Origin of the sequence: Pedobacter zeae, from assembly GCF_014196715.1 — a bacterium.
In the GTDB taxonomy this organism is placed as follows: Bacteria; Bacteroidota; Bacteroidia; order Sphingobacteriales; family Sphingobacteriaceae; genus Pedobacter; species Pedobacter zeae.
The window spans coordinates 295842-313323 of record NZ_JACIEF010000004.1; the positions used below are offsets into that span (position 1 = coordinate 295842).

At 39.1% G+C, this 17482-nt stretch carries 15 protein-coding genes; 13 read left to right on the top strand and 2 right to left on the bottom strand.

Features of this window, described 5'->3' with window-relative positions:
* Positions 1 to 2: 2 nt before the first annotated feature.
* The 7 genes from GGQ60_RS19970 (at position 3) to GGQ60_RS20000 (ending at position 7451) form a co-directional block, all read left to right on the top strand.
* Complete coding sequence (locus GGQ60_RS19970) at positions 3 to 1253, top strand: NHL repeat-containing protein (protein ID WP_183767713.1); 1251 nt, start codon at positions 3 to 5, stop codon at positions 1251 to 1253.
* Between the two features lie 120 nt (positions 1254 to 1373).
* Positions 1374 to 2678: an amidohydrolase gene (locus GGQ60_RS19975; RefSeq protein WP_183767715.1), complete on the top strand. Its 1305-nt coding sequence runs from the start codon at positions 1374 to 1376 to the stop codon at positions 2676 to 2678.
* Positions 2679 to 2803: 125 nt separating this feature from the next.
* A protein-coding gene (gene prfB, locus GGQ60_RS19980) for a peptide chain release factor 2 (protein ID WP_221236011.1) occupies positions 2804 to 3878 on the top strand; the annotation gives its coding sequence in 2 pieces (ribosomal slippage) (positions 2804 to 2863 and positions 2865 to 3878; 1074 coding nt in all).
* A 61-nt stretch (positions 3879 to 3939) separates the two neighbouring features.
* On the top strand, positions 3940 to 4851 hold the full coding sequence (locus GGQ60_RS19985; protein ID WP_183767717.1) for an alpha/beta hydrolase: 912 nt from the start codon (positions 3940 to 3942) through the stop codon (positions 4849 to 4851).
* Between the two features lie 40 nt (positions 4852 to 4891).
* The gene (locus tag GGQ60_RS19990; RefSeq protein WP_183767719.1) at positions 4892 to 5728 is read left to right on the top strand and encodes a DUF4595 domain-containing protein; all 837 of its coding nucleotides are present in this window, start codon (positions 4892 to 4894) and stop codon (positions 5726 to 5728) included.
* A gap of 343 nt (positions 5729 to 6071) precedes the next feature.
* The gene (locus GGQ60_RS19995; RefSeq protein ID WP_183767721.1) at positions 6072 to 6899 is read left to right on the top strand and encodes a glycoside hydrolase family 16 protein; all 828 of its coding nucleotides are present in this window, start codon (positions 6072 to 6074) and stop codon (positions 6897 to 6899) included.
* An 18-nt stretch (positions 6900 to 6917) separates the two neighbouring features.
* Positions 6918 to 7451, top strand: coding sequence for a CAP domain-containing protein (locus GGQ60_RS20000; protein ID WP_183767723.1), 534 nt, complete (start codon positions 6918 to 6920; stop codon positions 7449 to 7451).
* On the opposite strand, the gene GGQ60_RS20005 is transcribed toward GGQ60_RS20000, so the two are convergent.
* Together GGQ60_RS20005 and GGQ60_RS20010 are read right to left on the bottom strand one after the other, a co-directional pair.
* Positions 7418 to 8566, bottom strand: a complete 1149-nt coding sequence (locus GGQ60_RS20005; RefSeq protein WP_183767725.1) for a glycoside hydrolase family 18 protein — start codon at positions 8564 to 8566, stop codon at positions 7418 to 7420. The genes GGQ60_RS20000 and GGQ60_RS20005 overlap by 34 nt on opposite strands.
* A gap of 15 nt (positions 8567 to 8581) precedes the next feature.
* Positions 8582 to 9445, bottom strand: coding sequence for a transglutaminase-like domain-containing protein (locus GGQ60_RS20010; protein ID WP_183767727.1), 864 nt, complete (start codon positions 9443 to 9445; stop codon positions 8582 to 8584).
* Positions 9446 to 9489: 44 nt separating this feature from the next.
* Here GGQ60_RS20010 and GGQ60_RS20015 point away from each other — a divergent pair, with 44 nt between their 5' ends.
* From GGQ60_RS20015 to GGQ60_RS20040, 6 genes are all read left to right on the top strand, one after another.
* The gene (locus GGQ60_RS20015) at positions 9490 to 10272 is read left to right on the top strand and encodes an O-methyltransferase (RefSeq protein WP_183767729.1); all 783 of its coding nucleotides are present in this window, start codon (positions 9490 to 9492) and stop codon (positions 10270 to 10272) included.
* Positions 10273 to 10276: 4 nt separating this feature from the next.
* A complete protein-coding gene (locus GGQ60_RS20020; protein ID WP_183767731.1) occupies positions 10277 to 10948 on the top strand; it encodes a DUF1345 domain-containing protein in 672 nt (223 codons plus the stop codon).
* A 544-nt stretch (positions 10949 to 11492) separates the two neighbouring features.
* Positions 11493 to 11861 (top strand): BlaI/MecI/CopY family transcriptional regulator, encoded by a 369-nt coding sequence (locus GGQ60_RS20025; RefSeq protein WP_183767733.1) that lies wholly within the window; start codon positions 11493 to 11495, stop codon positions 11859 to 11861.
* A complete protein-coding gene (locus GGQ60_RS20030) occupies positions 11858 to 13411 on the top strand; it encodes an N-acetylmuramoyl-L-alanine amidase (protein WP_183767735.1) in 1554 nt (517 codons plus the stop codon). Before GGQ60_RS20025 ends, GGQ60_RS20030 begins: the two co-directional genes overlap by 4 nt.
* Positions 13405 to 15096 (top strand): M56 family metallopeptidase, encoded by a 1692-nt coding sequence (locus tag GGQ60_RS20035; RefSeq protein ID WP_183767737.1) that lies wholly within the window; start codon positions 13405 to 13407, stop codon positions 15094 to 15096. Before GGQ60_RS20030 ends, GGQ60_RS20035 begins: the two co-directional genes overlap by 7 nt.
* Entirely contained in the window at positions 15097 to 17469 is a 2373-nt protein-coding gene (locus tag GGQ60_RS20040) for an outer membrane beta-barrel protein (RefSeq protein WP_183767739.1), read from the top strand.
* The last annotated feature ends 13 nt before the right edge of the window (positions 17470 to 17482 follow it).

Here is a 17482-nt window from a genome sequence, read left to right on the forward strand (position 1 = left end):
GAATGTCAGATACTTATTTCGATTTAATTCGAAATAAGTATCTTTGTACAAAAAATACTATGTTTAAAACGTTCTCTTTCCTAGCAGCCTGTTGCTTATTTATTTCTTGTTTCCTTTTTTCTTCTTGCGAAAAAGATGGGGGTATTAAAATCGATACCTTAAGAATCCTTGACACTCTTGATGTTGATCGCCCGATCAATCTAAAAGCTACTAAAGGAGTTTACGGAACACGAATTACAATATCGTGGACACCAATGCCGCTCGCCCAAAAATATCAATTATACAAATTTGATAATGCAGCTCAGAAATATGTTTTGTTAAAAGAATTAGCTGACACAACTTTTGATGATTCGGCGATTAGTAAATCCTTGACAAAGAATTTTTATAAGGTTAGAACTTACAATAGTCCGAAATCTTTTAGTAGATTCAGTGACGCAGATTTTGGATATACTTCTGCTTCCAATTACTATAAGGCACTTACTTTTGGTTCTGAGGGATCAGGAGCCTCACAGTTTAAATTTAATATGCACGTTGAGGTTGATAAAACCGGAAATATTTATGTAAGTGATGAAGAGCTTAATAGGGTGCTCAAGTTTAGTGCTACTGGAGGCTTTATTGAGCAGTTTTATAGTGGGTCAGCAGCAAGAGCAATAGCCTTTTTTAATAACGGAAATTATATTGCAACACGTACACAAAGCAGCAGCTATGTTCAAATCTTTAATTCAAATAAACAACTGATCAAAGAATGGGGTACCTATGGAACAGGAGATAGCAATTTTGGGAACATTGAATGTTTGACAATCGATGATGACCAAAATATCTGGATTGTTGATGGTGTAAATCATAGGGTCAAAAAATATGATCAAAATGGTAATTTATTATTAAAATTTGGAAAACAAGGGAAAGCTGATGGGGATTTTGATGCACCATTCGGGATCTGTTACTTTAAAAATAAGATATATGTATCTGATACAAGAAATAACCGGATTGAGGTTTTTGACAAAAACGGTAAGTTTTTAAAGATTTTTGCTGTAAAGGGATACCTTTTTGGACTAAGGGCGTTTGGTGATAATATTTATATCGCCAACTCTGGCGAAAGTGTTATCATTAAGACTGATGAGAACGGAGATATTCAAGAAAAAATAGGTGCTGGTTCATTTTTGAATTTAGTAGATGTAACGGTTGCACCAAATGGAGATGTTCTGGCCTGCGACGTTTATGGCAGAAGAATAATTGTATTTAAAAAAGGTTAAAATTACTTTTCGAGAATTACATAAAGCCATTCTTACAAAGGATGGCTTTTGTCGTTTTACACAATTCCATCTCTGCGCAAAATTATTTAGCTTAGGGCACCTGAACTAAACAATTTATTTATGAAAAAAATATTTCTGATCGGTTTTTCGCTGATGGCATTAAACGCGCTAGCTCAAAAATCAGATTTAAGACCATTGGTTTCGAAAAAGGCAGATGCCATCGAACAAAAAGTAATTGCCTGGAGGCGCGATTTTCATGAACATCCCGAACTGGGTAATACCGAAGTAAGAACAGCGGGCATCATTGCGAAACACCTCGAATCATTAGGAATAAAGGTAACAACAGGTGTGGCCAAAACGGGCGTGGTAGGGGTTTTAAAAGGCGGTAAACCGGGCCCAGTTGTGGCTTTACGTGCCGATATGGATGGACTACCCGTTACGGAAAGGGTAGATATTCCATTTGCCTCAAAAGTGAAAACGCAATATAATGGACAGGAAGTGGGGGTAATGCATGCCTGCGGGCACGACAGTCATGTGGCCATTTTAATGGGCGTAGCGGAGGTACTGGCCTCCATGCAAAAAGATATTCAGGGAACAGTAAAATTCATATTTCAGCCAGCAGAAGAAGGTGTACCTGCCGGAGATGAAGGTGGAGCAGCATTAATGATCAAAGAGGGGGTGCTCGAAAACCCTAAGGTTGATGTAATTTTCGGACTGCACATCAATTCTCAAACCGAGGTTGGCGAGGTAACCTACCGTCCGGGTGGAACTATGGCTGCAGTAAACGATATGAAAATTACCGTTACCGGCCGACAGGCACATGGTGCTTATCCATGGAGCAGCATCGATCCTGTGGTGATCTCTGCGCAGATCATCAATAACCTGCAAACCATTGTAAGCCGGAACTTAAATGTAACTGAAAACCCTGGTGTGGTTACCATAGGCGCTATTAATGGAGGGGTACGGTCGAACATTATCCCGGAAAAGGTAGAGATGCTGGGTACCGTACGTAATTTCAGCAAAGAGGATGAGGCCATGTTTATTGAGCGTATCAAAACCATCGCAATCAAAACAGCAGAAGCGGGCGGTGCAACTGCCGAAGTTAAAATTCCCTACAGCAATCATTATCCCGTTACCTTTAATAATATTGCGCTAACCGAAAAAATGCTGCCAAGTATGCAATCTACAGCAGGCAAGGAGCATGTTAAGCTAAAGCCACCCGTTACCGGGGCCGAAGATTTTTCTTTCTTCCAGGAAAAAGTGCCAGGTCTTTTCGTGTTTTTGGGAGGAATGCCAAAAGGTAAAGACCCATTAAAAGCACCATCGCACCATACACCAGATTTTTACCTCGATGAAAGTGGTTTTGTTTTAGGCGTTAAATTACTATCCAACCTTACGCTGGATTATATGGCGATGAAGAAATAGTTTTATTCGTTCATTGGGTTAACCAGTTAATTGTTCTATGGAGACAATTGTTCATTGCATGATTGTTAACTGCAAATTGCTTTCGACCATGCGCTATGCTCAATGCGATTTCCTATATTTGTTGCATGACCAAAGAACAAATTCAGGATTTAAGGGACAGAGTAACGTCGCTGAGGAGGTATCTTTGACGTTGATGAGCTACTTTACGCCATTCGCGAAGAAGAAAAATTAACAATGGCACCCGATTTCTGGGACGATCCAAAAAAAGCAGAAAAAATTCTAGCCGAAATCAGTGCAAAGAAAAAGTGGACAGATGGCTTTAATCATACCCATAATGCGGTTGAGGATGCGGTTGTAATGTTTGATTTTTTCCAATCCGGAGATGCTTCGGAAGCAGAAATGAAAGACCAGTTCGAGATCGCTAAAGTTGCTGTAGAAGAGCTTGAACTTAAAAATATGCTCCGGAACAAAGAAGACCAGCTTCCGGCCGTACTGCAGATTACCGCTGGTGCAGGTGGAACGGAAAGCTGCGACTGGGCCTACATGCTCATGCGGATGTACCTGATGTGGGGCGAAAAAAACGGCTACAAAATTACCGAGCAAGATAGCCAGGAAGGGGAGATTGCGGGTATAAAATCAGTAACACTCCAGTTTGATGGCGATTTTGCATATGGTTACCTTAAAGGCGAAAACGGAGTACACCGTTTGGTACGGATTTCTCCATTTGATTCAAATGCCCGCAGGCACACCTCTTTTGCCTCAGTGTATGTTTATCCCCTGGTTGACGATACGATAGAGATCGATATTAATCCGGCCGATATAGAATTCGAAACCTTTAGGGCTGGTGGTGCCGGTGGACAAAATGTAAACAAGGTCGAAACAGCTGTGCGCTTATATCACAAGCCTTCGGGTATTATTATTAAAAACCAGGAGTCGAGATCTCAGCTGCAGAATAAAGAGAATGCCATCCGATTATTAAAATCACAGTTATACGAAATTGAGGAACGCAAGCGCAACGAAGCAACTGCATTGATAGAAGGGTCTAAAAAGAAAATAGAGTGGGGCTCGCAGATCAGAAGTTATGTGCTGGACGACAGGCGGGTTAAAGATCACCGTACCAATTATCAGACTTCTAATCCCGATGCGGTTTTAAATGGAGATATCAACGACTTTTTAAAGGCATATTTAATGGAGTTTTAGCCTATTGAAAACTAAGACAGCGATTTTAAATCAGATCTACTAAAAAAGAAACCAAATAGATATGAAATTTATTTTAAACCTGATTATTCTATCCTTTTTAATAATTAATGTGAAAGCACAAGAAGTAATCCCATTGTATACTGGCGACATTCCGGGCGCTAAGCCCACACCTGCTGATTATGTAGAAAATACCGAAGTGCGCCCAAATGGCACTTTAAGTGTTACCAAAGTATCAATACCAACCATTACTGTTTTCGAAGCGTCTAAAAACATTGCTACCGGCACGGCTGTAATAATCTGTCCGGGTGGAGGTTACCATACGCTTGCATTTAGTCACGAAGGAACTGATGTAGCCAAAAGGTTTAATGCCATTGGGGTAACCGCTTTCGTATTGAAGTACCGCTTGCCTAGCGATGCCATTATGGTAGATAAAACCTATGGCCCTTTACAAGATGCACAGCAGGCTATTTATCTGATCAGGAAGAATGCTAAAAAGTATGGCATCAAAGCCAATAAAATCGGGATAATGGGTTTCTCTGCGGGGGGACATTTCGCATCAACTTTAATTGCGCATTATAACGATTTAAAGATTACCAACCCTGAAAAAATAAACTTAAGGCCAGACTTCGGGGCATTAATTTATCCCGTTATCAGTTTTGAAGAATCTGTGCATACGGGCACGATGAAAAATTTATTGGGACCAAATCCACCCGAAAATCTTAAACACTATTTTTCCGCCAATAAAAATGTAAACAAAAAAACGCCTCCAGCTTTCTTTGTGCACGCCAAAGATGACAAAGTTGTGCCTTATGAAAACAGTGTATTGATGAACGAGGCACTAAAGCAGCATAAGATAGATACGGAAATTTACCTGTACGAAATGGGGGGGCATGGTTTTGGCCTGATTAACAAAACTTCGGATGTAGACTGGTTTAACTTATTGGTTTCCTGGATGAAAAAAGAAAAGTTTTAATATCTTTGCCGATATTTTAACCTCTTAACCGGAAATTTTAATGCAAAAAATAATTAAATGTGCAATAGTAGCCCTGGTGGCTGTTATTGCAATAGCTGGCTGTAAAAAAGAAATTAATTGGAATGCCAAGCTCGACCCTAATGGAAATGGTTGTAAACTGGCCAGTTTAAAAGCCGATATCGATTTTTTAGGAAGCTATGATATAGCTTTTAACTATGATGCGCAGGGTCGTATTTCGAAGCTAACCAACGGCGCTCAAACCAATACCTATGTTTATACCGCCAATAAAATTACGGCCACCGATGAAGATGGCATGGTAGCGGAAATTGTGCTCGAAAACGGGAAGGCAGTTTCGAGTGGTAGCGATGGCATAATTACAGTAGGAGGTATTTCCTATGATTATACCCGGAAATATACTTACAATGCGGAAGGCTATTTAACTCAGGTAAAAAACTATTTAAATAACGAATTAAGCACCACCGATAACTTAACTTACGCTAATGGTAATTTGGTAAGTGCTGTTTCACTTGCTGCCCACGGTGGTTATAAGCAAACAACAACTTACACCTATTCGAACGAAATTGCGGTGAATGTTTACGAAATATCCGATCCCCTTTCGTATCATGTTGATTATTTTCCTGGTGGATACTTCGGTAAACAATCTAAAAATGTATTAATTAAAAGTGTATCAAAAACCGTCGATCAGGATGGAGATCCATTTAATGACGAGACTTTAGCATACACTTATCAATATGATTCTAAAGGAAATGCTACTGCGTTAAACTATATCAATACCTCTACCTTTTATCCTTCAGGCGGACCAGCAGAAACGAAAACCTACAACGGAAAATTCCTTTTAACTTATAACTGTAAATAGCATTTAAAACACTAGTAAAAGCCTGATCACAATTTTGTGGTCAGGCTTTTGTTTTATATGGCATTATTGTTTTTTCTGGAAACAAATTATAACTCCCATTTTACCACTCTATTTTTACGAATTAGCCCCTTATTTTTTAGTTAGGGTTTGTATAAATTTGCTTACAAGTATGTCGGTTTTAACCTGAGTGTGCTACAAGTGATCTAACCAAATTATCTGATTAAAGTCAAGCTGATTTACGATTTTTTGATGGTAAATGTAGTTTGTATTTCGGGTTTATATGAGGTTAAGATCAGCCGTAAAGCTTTTACAATTAACCAAATATTTACCTAAAATCAAAAAAATGAGAAAAGAGACAATGAAATGGCATCTGCTATGGGTATGCCTGTTTACCGTACTTTTATCTTGTAAAAAAGATAAAACTGAAGTTAAAGCGGAAAAAGCTGAGGTTAAAGCCTGGGAAACACTGATCGATGGCAATTCGTTGGCCAGTTATGCCAATTTCGAAGCACAGTGGAATTATAATTATCCCTGGGGCACCGATCATAACGGTTCTGCACGCATGGTAGGGAGTACCACAAACCATAACCAGCTTTCATTAAGCGGAGGAGTATTAACCATTAAAGCTACACGCCTGGCTTCCTCACCCGGAAACAGTACGGCCAATGGTTTTACCAACGTGGCCATATGGTATAACTCAGGTGCCTGTTATGCCAAACAGCAGGTTTTAATTAACGATCAGTTCCCTAGTTATACGATTTCCGGCGATTTTGCTGTACCAACCAATAAAGGTACCTGGCCTGCTTTCTGGATCACCGGGGTTAATTCGTGGCCACCGGAAAGCGATATTATGGAGTTTAAAGGCAATAATACCAACTGGCAGAATACGTATGATGGTGGTTGGGAAAATAAGCTCACAACGGTTTCTACGGCAGGCTCTTACCATAATTATAAATGCTGGTATAATAAAATAAGTGCAACCGATGTAGATTGCCACTACTATATCGATAACGTTTGGGTAGCAAAACATACCATGAGCAATTCGGTAAATAAACCAATGTGGCTTATCATCAATATGCAAATGGAGGGTGATAGCGGCTCTCCGGGCCCGTCTGGTGATACCTTTTACACGGGCAAAAATGTTTATATGGGCAGGGAAAGAGCCTTTTAATTTGTAAAATCTATATGTATGCATAGTGGAGGTAGCTTTATAGTTGCCTCCTTTCTTCGGAAATGGAACATGAAAAATTACCTTAATGTTTCTGCAATGTTGCTCTTGATTTTACTGGTGCAATGTAAAAAGGCAGAAATGGCTTTACCAGAGCAGGATGTTGATCTGTTGGTAATCGCTAAAATTAATGAATTAAGACATAGCGGATGTAATTGCGGTACGAGCTACATGCCTCCGGTACCCAATTTATCACAAAATAAGCAATTGCAGGAAGCCGCACAGCTACATGCTCAGGATATGGCACAGCGAAATTATTTTGATCACTTATCTCCGGAAGGCGGCACACCAGAGGAAAGGGCTTTAAATGCAGGTTATAAAGGCGATTTTAGAGCAGAAAACCTAGCCAAAGGATACCTCCAGGCTGATCAGGTAATCGCCGCCTGGAAAAACAGTGTGAGCCACTGCAAAGCCATGATGGATGCTAAAAGTAAAGAGGCGGGAGTAGGTAACACACCGAATTACTGGGTAGTAACCTTTGGCAGTTCCCTATAATCTTTTATGGTTTTATCGATTACATTTAACAAGCCATCTGTATAGGCATCATCGGTAAGCTCCCAGAACATAATGCCATTTAGTTTTTGATCAATCACATACTTGGTTTTCAATGATATTGATTTAGGATCATCAAAAGTGGCAATGCGTTTAGTTTGTGGATTATAATAATACGGCGCCTGGGCAGTTTCGTCCCAATAATAATGGTAGCCGTTTAAGTTCGAAAACTCTTTTTTGAAATTTTTGAAAGAGACCCCACCAATAAATTTTGTCGGTTGATATAAACCCTGGTTTGCATCGGTGCTGTTTTCAAAAACGCGGGCATAGAAAGCTGCTCCCAAGGCTATTTTTTGTGCCGGAACGCCCAGTTTTATTAAGGCTTGCACGCCAAAATCGCCCGATAAATCTTGTTCAGCAGTGGCATATAGGGGCGAATGATGGCCACTTTTAACCGCGTAACCGCTTACCAGATCGTAACTCATTAAATTTACCCTGTTAACCAGGGGCATTACCTTGTCCCATTCAAAACAGGAATCGATACAGTTTTTTGTTCCGCCGGCTGCGAAACTGATTTCGGCTTTTTTACCCAGTTTTTTGCGTAGTTCCTTAATCAGTAGAGTGAAATTGTGCTTATCTTCAGCCGTATACCGATGCCCCGGAAAGCCCATCACAGCCGGGTATTCCCAATCGATATCAATTCCGTCCGCATGGAAAAAATCAAGGATTTCTTTAGTGGTTTCAGCAAAGGTTTTCCGCCCGTCGGCTCTGCTAAAAACTTCAGAACAAGGTGCGCAGCCACTCCAGCCACCCAGCGCAATCATCACCTTTAAAGTGGGGTTTCGTTGTTTTAAGGCAACCATTCTGGTGATCAGAGCCGAATCCTTAGCCGATCGGATGTTTAAACTATCGCCTTTTAAATGACCGAAACTATAGATCAAATGGCTCAATTTTTCGACCGGAAAGCTATCGATCACTGAATTCTGCCCTGTGTAATAGGCAATAACATTTGGTTTAACCGTTTTTTGAGCTTTTGATTGAACGCTCAAAAATAATACTGAAATGATCGCGGTTATGCAGAACAGTACAGCCGGAGAAGTAAACTTTTTTTTATGCATAGGTTCTGGAATAAACTACTTTTCGGCAATAATATCCTGTAGTTCGTTCAGTTCGGCAACCTTATCAGTGGCCCCTGCATTTTCGTAAGCAGAAATCAGGTTTCTGATTACCCGGCGGATAATATCGGTATTGCTGCAGGGCCTGTAATATTCAGGCAAGGCTTCTAAATTAAGCTGGCGTAAAAACTGGTCTACATCATGTTTGCCGAAAATATTACCACGGTTAAAGGCATTGATGTAAAAAAGAACGCTATATTCTGTTCCTTCCTGTTTACTGTCATCAATATAGCCCAAAATAAAATGCTGCGGCAGGTTAATTCCATATATTGGTAAATCAAGCTTTTGTGCCAAGGTTGAATAAATAATCGCCAGCGAAATCTGGTTACCTTTTTTGCTTTCCAATACCTGATTTAAATAAGAATTTTGCGGATCATGGTGGTTTTTGGTATTGCCCCCAAATCCATATTGCTGATAAAGCACATGGTTGATCAGTTTCACTTTTTCAACCGAACTCATTTCATATTGCAGACCCAACCAAATATCGCGTTTCATTTCTTCGATCTGATTAATTACTCTTTGTTCATCTAAATCGGGATATTGATAACGGTTAATAATCAGGGCACCCTGCAATAAATCAAAAGCACCGCTTAAATACCATAAATTTAAATCTTCTTTAACTGTTTTAAACTGAATCTGGTGTACAATGTTCTCAATACGTTCCTGTAAAAGCCCATCAAAGGATTGCTCCCAGGCATTTTCTAAAAAATGAACAACCTCACCGCCATATTCGAGCAGTTTTTTTTCTACATGATGGAATACTTCCTCGTCAGGATCATCCAGCAATTTTACTAAAGCACTTATCTCTGCGTTATTTTCCATAAAACATACCTACGTTTGCAGCGTTTAATTACTTTTGCAATATTATGCTATTTCAATTTATAAAAGATTACCTTAAACACCGTTTAACAGCAAAAACCCGTCATGGAACGCATTCTCCATTCGTATACAAGTTAGCTGATGAGGTAATTTACGATTTTACCGACAAATCTGAATATAAAAATATAGAAGAGCAGCGAAAAAAACTTTTTAATGACGATTCCATAATTACGGTTACCGACCTCGGGGCAGGTTCGCACCTGAATAAAAACCGCACAAAAAAAATAAGCCAGATTGCCAAAAATGCATTGAAAAGTCCACGTTTGGCTAAGTTGATTTACCGTTTAGCCAAACATACCCAGCCTAAAAGTGCAATAGAACTGGGTACCTGTTTAGGGATTACCACAGCTTATCTTGCCAAAACCGATACGCAAACAGAGGTGATTACCATAGAAGGCTGTCCGCAGACGGCTGAAGTAGCAAAAAAGAATTTTCAGGAGTTAAATCTTACTAATATTGAGCTTCATGTGGGTAATTTCGATGTGATTTTACCAGATATTATTGCAAATCAGCCCGGTTTAGATTTTGTTTACATTGATGGAAACCACCGTAAAGAAGCTACCCTGAATTATTTTAAATGGTGCCTGCCGAAAGTTAATGAAAATTCACTGCTGATTTTTGACGATATTTATTGGAGCGAAGGAATGAAAGAAGCCTGGGCTGAAATTAAAAACCATCCCGATGTTACCGTAACGGTAGATCTGTTCTGGATCGGCTTGGTTTATTTTAAAAAGGGACAGGCAAAAGAGCACTTTAAGCTTAAATTTTAAAAACATGAACGTTGAACCGAAATTGGAAGGTATTCAAAAAAGATCGGCATTATTTATTTTGCTGATCAGTCTATTTTCGGGAATTGTAGTTTACCTGGTTTCGCTTGTCATCGAAATGAGTGTACTGGCCCATATTATGTTGGGGTGGGATGGATTCTGTTTGGTTTTGATCAGTCTGCATTGGTACATGTTTTTGCATACCTCTGCTGCCGAAACACATCTCAAAGCAAGGATGCAGGATGAAACCCGTGCCGAAATTTTTGCCATTGTGGTAATTTCGACTTTTGCGGGGCTGCTTGCAGTGGTTTTATTGCTGATCAATAAGGATATTAAACCACTCGATATGATTGTAGCCATTACCGGTATGTTTTTATCGTGGTTTTTGGTACATACCACCTTTAGCATGCGTTATGCACATCTCTATTATGGCGATGACCAGGATGGGAATACAGGGAAAAAAGGCTCAGGATTGGATTTTCCGGGAGACGAAGAGCCCGATTTTATCGATTTTGCTTATTTTTCGTTCGTGCTCGGCATGACTTTCCAGGTTTCTGATGTAGAGATTTCAGACCGGAAAATCAGAAGACTTTCCCTTTTGCACAGTTTAATTGCATTCATCTTCAATACGGTGATCGTTGCGCTAACCATTAATGCCATTGCAGGTTTAAGTAATTAGTTGAATCACTTTTTAAGTTTGTCATCTCGGCCGAAAGTGCAGCAGGGAGGTCTATCAAACTATATTATACCTTATTTTTATTTTTGATCACCTCAGCTACCTTAGGGCATCTAAGCAATCACCTAAACTGTTGTGCTGACGCATGAAGCATCTGCCACCTGTTAAGCACTACATTCATCAGTTATTGGGAAATGAACGGTTCTGTTCTTTTGGAGGGCTTCAGTCCCCCCCTTTCACTTCTGCAGATTGAAGAAATCTGCATTCGTCCAATCTGGTTTATTTACAAGGGTTAAATGCTTTTGGCTCCATGCCAGGAGCAAGCCATTCGATCATAAACCTGACAGCAGCGAGCATGAAGTGTAACGGAGTAAAGCGAATGGCAGGGCTGCATTGGCCAAGAACCACAGACCATTCGTTTTCAAATAAATAAGAAAATTAATTTTATTTATTTGAATATCATTGTTTTATGTTTTTTAAACTGAATTTTCAGTAATATAACTTATTTTATAGTTGTAAAACTGAAAAATAAGTTATAGATTTGGTTATGGAAGAATTAACCAAAACAGAAGAGCGCATTATGCAGGTTTTGTGGAAGCTGCAAAAGGCATTTGTAAAAGACATTATAGAAGAGCTGGATGAAGAACCTAAGCCACCCTATAACACCATTTCGTCAATCGTTAGGCTTTTAGAAAAGAAAGGTTATGTTAAGTACAAGGCTTACGGAAAAACATACGAATATTTTCCGGCCATTAGCAAAGATGAATATGCCAAAACCACTTTCTCCAAATTGTTTTCTGGTTATTTTGATAACTCTCCAAGCAGTCTTTTATCTTTTATGGTGAAAGAAGAAAAGTTAAGTGAAAAGGATATAGAAGAAATTAAAAAGATCGTCAACCAAAACTCAAAACCATGATTTTAATCTATTTGTTAAAGGTTTCGGCCTGTACGCTTCTATTCTTTGCGGTTTACCGGTTATTGTTGGCCAGGCTTACTTTTTTTAGCCTCAACCGCGCTTATTTATTGGTGATGTTGATTGTGAGTTTTGGTATTCCGGCTATTACGCTCGAAAACCGGCACGAAGTGGTAGCCGCCAGTAAAGAAATCTCATCAAAAATTGCCTATAACAATGATGGTTTTACTGAAAAGGATGATGTAGACGGCGGAGAAGCGGTTAACAATACGATTAACTGGAGCCCGCTTTTACTTTATGCTTACTTCATTGTTTTGGCAATCCTGATTTTTAGGATGCTTTTGATGATGTTGCACATCAGGAAGCAATTGCATACATATACCCTAAACATAAATGGTGCTGTGGTATGGGTAGATAAGCGATCAACGATTAAAAACTGTTCTTTTTTTAACCGGATTATTGTTGACTCATCTCTCCCGGCCAACGAAAAGAACCTGGTAATTAAACACGAATCGGTCCACGTAAAGCAGCTGCATGCTGTTGATAAGTTTCTGGCGAATTTGGTAACGGCCGCTCTTTGGTTTAACCCGGTTATTTATTTCTGGCGCAGCGCGATTGATCATAACCACGAATATTTGGCCGATCAGCAAACCGCCAGGATCGTCGATAAAAAAGAATATGCCTCACTGCTTTTAAGCCTGGCCATGCCTTCCAACAATCTTGTCATCAATAGTTTTAGTAAACTTCCGTTAAAAAACAGGATTGTGATGATGTACCGGGAACCCAATTTAAAATCAAAAAAACTTGCTTACGTGGCCGTATTGCCAGTTTTATTGATCTGTTGCGCAGCTTTTATAAATCGGAAGGAAGTTATTGTGCAAAAAATGTCCGGCCAAAACCAAACTTCGACCGGTGCTTTCAAAAAGCCTGATGTTTACGCCATAACCTATTTAAACAGGACCATAAAAGTTAATCCAAATGCCCCTTTTAAAGAAGTGGAACCTACTCTCATTATCGATGCTGGGCATGGCGGAAAAGATGCTGCTTCGGTAGCATTTGACGGACAAAAAGAGAAAGACCTGAACCTGAGAGCGGTAATGATACTGAAAGAAGAGGCCGCAAAAAGAGGCCTTAAAGTTATACTCACCAGAAATGCTGACCAGTTTATTTCCCTTCGCGATCGATTGCCAAAACAGGAAGCCACAGCATTTATTTCTATCCACCATAATGCTGCACGTGCAGACGCCGCTACTCCTTTTGGCGGAATTGAAGTTTATGTTTCTAAACTAAATGGCAATATCAGAGCTGCCGAAGATCTGGGAGCAGGCATTTTAGGCAAGCTGAGACAATTGAATGGTTTGGCGGTAAAAGATTCTTTAAAAGATGCGAACCTGCTCCTGCTCAGGGAATCGAAAGTGCCTGCGATTTTAATTGAAATGGGAAATATTTCGGATCAGAAAACACTCGATTACATCAACCAGGAACAAAATATCCGTAAGATCAGTAACCTGATTTTAGACGGCTTTGTACAGTTCTCAAAACGTGGATGCTAGATAATAAAATGATGGAATGGTTAATCTACCTGCTTAAAGTTACCGCCTGTACGGCATTGTTTTTCGGCTTTTACCTGTTGTTTTTAAGAAAACTCACGTTCTTTAAAATCAATCGCTTTTACCTGTTGGGTACCTTATTGCTGAGTTTTATTATCCCTGTTTTGCAATTTGAAATTATGCGCGAAACCGTAGTAACAGAGATCCAAGATTCGGCTAATGTACCTGAATTAAAGTCGTTTAATGCTATTCCTGTGCCGCTTGTCCAGCCTGTAATGCTGGAATATGATCGGCAGGCGAAACCGGAAATCAACTGGCCGGCAATTGTTTATGCAGTTTATGTGGGGATAGCTTCACTTTTATTACTGATCTTTTTGTGGCGATTGCTCAATTTGCTAAAATATACCAGTAATTACACTAAAAACAGCAAGGGTTTAAAGCTCATTTCTAAATCGGTTGGCTTTACTAATTGCTCCTTTTTTAATTATGTTTTCATCGATGAACATAATATAAGTCAGCCGGATATAGCCGTTTTGCTTAAACACGAAGAAGTACATGCCAGGCAATTCCATTCTGCTGATAAAATGATGCTGATCATTTTTAAATGCATTTTATGGTTTAATCCTATTGTTTACCTGTACGATAAGGCTTTAGGGCAGGTGCACGAATATGAGGCCGACGAGATGACTTCAAATGCTTTCGGAAATCAGGCTTATGCCAATCTGTTACTGAAACTGGCCATCAGTAGAAGTGATATGCCCTTGATCCACAATTTTGTAAAAAATCCAATTAAAGACCGTATTAAAATGTTGTTTCACTCAAAATCTAAAAACATGAAGAAATTAATGTACCTGTTGGTACTGCCAGTTGTGGCAGGACTGTTCTGGTTATTTGCTGTACAAGTGGTATATGCCAATAAATTGGTTGGTTTAAAACATGAGGGCTTGCCAGTACAGGATGGAAAGATATTGTTTATGGGTACCAACAGCGTCGGGAGCGTTTCTGGCGAAATTCTACCCGGAAAAATTTACAAGACTGCTTCTGCTTTATATAAACCTAGAGGGGTTAAATCTAATAAAGAAGTGCTGACAGATACGCTGAAACCTAAACCGGTTAAGCCAAAAATTATTTCATATCGTAAAATGAAGGGTGACGCAAGGAACCAAATTTTTTACCTGGAAAATGCGGTAATGGAGTTTATGAATAGTAGACTCGAAGCCGGATATGTAGAATTTGACCACATCAATAATAAAATACTTGCCAGGAATGCCTCCCTTAAAACGCTCGATGAAAAGAATACGATAAAATCAACTTTATTTACCTTCGACCTCAATAAAGGTAGTTACAGTGTAGAAAATGGTGAAGGTAAAACAGGAGGGAATATACATGATGCTGAGCGTAAGAAGGATCTTTTAATAAATTTAAATGACAAAGTAGATTATGTTGCCAAAGATTCGGTTAAAATGAGCCAGGATAAATTAATCGTATCCCTATTCGGAAATGCAATGTTATCTTATAACGGGGTAAAGTTATCGGGATCTAAGATTGTTTATAACAAAAAAGATAACCGGGTGCTTGTGAACGATGCAATCATGACTTCAGGTGATACTAAAATAAAAGCCGATAGTTTAATTTTTGATATAAAAACAAAAAAGACCAAATTATTCGGAGCCGATTTTAACCACTAGATGCTGAGGTATATTTTCTTCTTCATTACGGTTTTTTCTGGTTTCTCTTCCCAGGCACAGCTTAATCTTTCTGGTAAGGTAGTTGATGAGGAATTTAAAGATTTACCTTTTGTTACGGTTAAAATTTCTGGAATTCGGAATAAAGTATTTTATACCCAAACCGATAGTTTAGGTACCTATCAATTTAAACTGCAGCCAGGGAAATATTCGGTTATTTTTTCTGCAGTTAATTTTAAAAGCTTGAACCGTTTTGTTACTATAACGGTTGATACCATCATTAAGGTTCAACTTCAAAGCGATCCGGCTACCCTCGCCGATGTTCAGGTTACTGCTAAAAAAGGATTGATCGAGAAAAAGATAGATCGCACTGTTTTCAATGTAGAAAATAGCATTTCGGCAATGGGAACAGATGCCTTGGAGCTGCTTTCGAAAGTTCCTGGTGTGCGCGTTTTTAACGATCAGGTTTCGCTGGCAGGCAAAGGTGGGGTTAATGTAATGATCAATGATAAATTGGTGCCGTTATCGGCAGATGAGCTGTCGGATTATTTAAAGTCCATTCCTTCAGTTAATATTTCCAAAATTGAAGTCGTGACCAATCCCCCGGCCAAATTCGATGCGCAGGGAAATAATGGGCTGATCAATATTGTACTGAAGAAAGTTAACACCGAAGGTTTTAAGGGCTCTGTTAATGCAGCTTTGACTAAAGCAAGTTATTTTACCGGATCTGTCGGCGGCAATTTAAATTACCGGAAAAACAAGGTTACACTTTATGCTAATTTTAATATCAGAAAGGGCTCTATTGTTCCCCTTGAGCAAAGCGCTGTTTTTTATCCCGCACAAAACTGGAGTATCGTAAACAAAGACCGCAATTTCAGAACGGTACCCAGCGGGCAGACCGGAATTGATTTTCAGGCTTCCAAAAATACCTTATTGGGTTTATCGTATAATGGAGGATTAACTGATTTTCATTCTGAAGAGAATATCAGGACAAAGGTTTACAACCAGAGCCAGGGCTTAGATTCGATGCTGAATTCTGATGCCAATGCTAAAATTAAGTCTCATTACCATTCGGCAAATTTTTATTTAAAACAAGCCTTTGATTCGGTGGGTAAACAGCTCACCATTAATGGCGATTGGTTTACCTACAGGGATGATAAAAACAGGTTTTTTAATAATACCAGTTATTTTCAAAATGGGATGGAAATTCCACATTCCTTTGCCGAATACCTGTCGACCAGTAAACAAAACATCGATTTGTATACTTTGAAAGCCGATGTAGATCTTCCTTATAAAAGCTTTAAATTATTTTTCGGTGCAAAGCTGAGTTTTATTAAAAACCAAAGTGATCTTACCTTTTATGAATCTCAGAACCGTACTTACGTAATAGACCCGAAGCAAAGCAATTTGTTCCATTACAAGGAAAATACCCAGGCATTGTATGTAAATTTTAATAAAACGATTAAAAAATGGGATTTTCAGGGTGGATTAAGGGGCGAATACACAGAAATTGAAGGGATATCAGTTAATGAACGGAACAAAAACGACTATTTACGCCTTTTTCCGACGATTTACGTAATTTACAGGGCAAATGATAAAAATACTTTTTCGTTAAACTATGGTCGCCGTATTAACCGTCCGCCTTACCGTAAACTGAATCCTTTCCGCTGGTATAGTAACCAGTATGCTTATGCCGAAGGCAATCCTTTTTTACAGCCATCGTATAACGATAATATCGAATTTTCCCATACCTATAATATATTTACCACTTCTTTGTCTTTTTCAAAAACCTCAAATGGTTTTAATGATGTTAATTTTACTGATCAGGCGACTAATATTCAGGCTTCCAAGCCAGTTAATTTTATAACGGGCTACCACTATCAACTGAGTCATGCCATTGGTTTTAATGTTATAAAAGGATGGGAAAGTACCAGCCAACTGGATTTTTTTTACAATGCAGCTCATTCCGGTATTGCCCAGACCCTTGGTAATTTAAATGGGTTAGGCGCCTACTTTTCTTCCCTTAACCAGCTTGTTTTTAATTCTAGGAAAACCATTTTGGGCGAAATAAGCCTGTGGTATCAGTTCCCAACTGTTGAGGGGCTGAACCAAAATAAAAGTCAGTATAACCTCGATGTGGGGATCAAAACCTTATTGCTTAATAAAAAGATGCAATTGGCCGTTACAGCGACTGATGTTTTAAAAACGAACCAATACCGTTTTAGCAGTATGATCAACCATATCAGACAGGAATACCATAATTATTATGATAGCCGCCAGCTGCGGATTACTTTCAGGTATAATTTTGGTAATGAAAAAATTAAACAACAGGATAGGAAATTGGGTAATGAAGAAGAGCGGAGAAGGAGTAATTGAGGATCGGGAAATG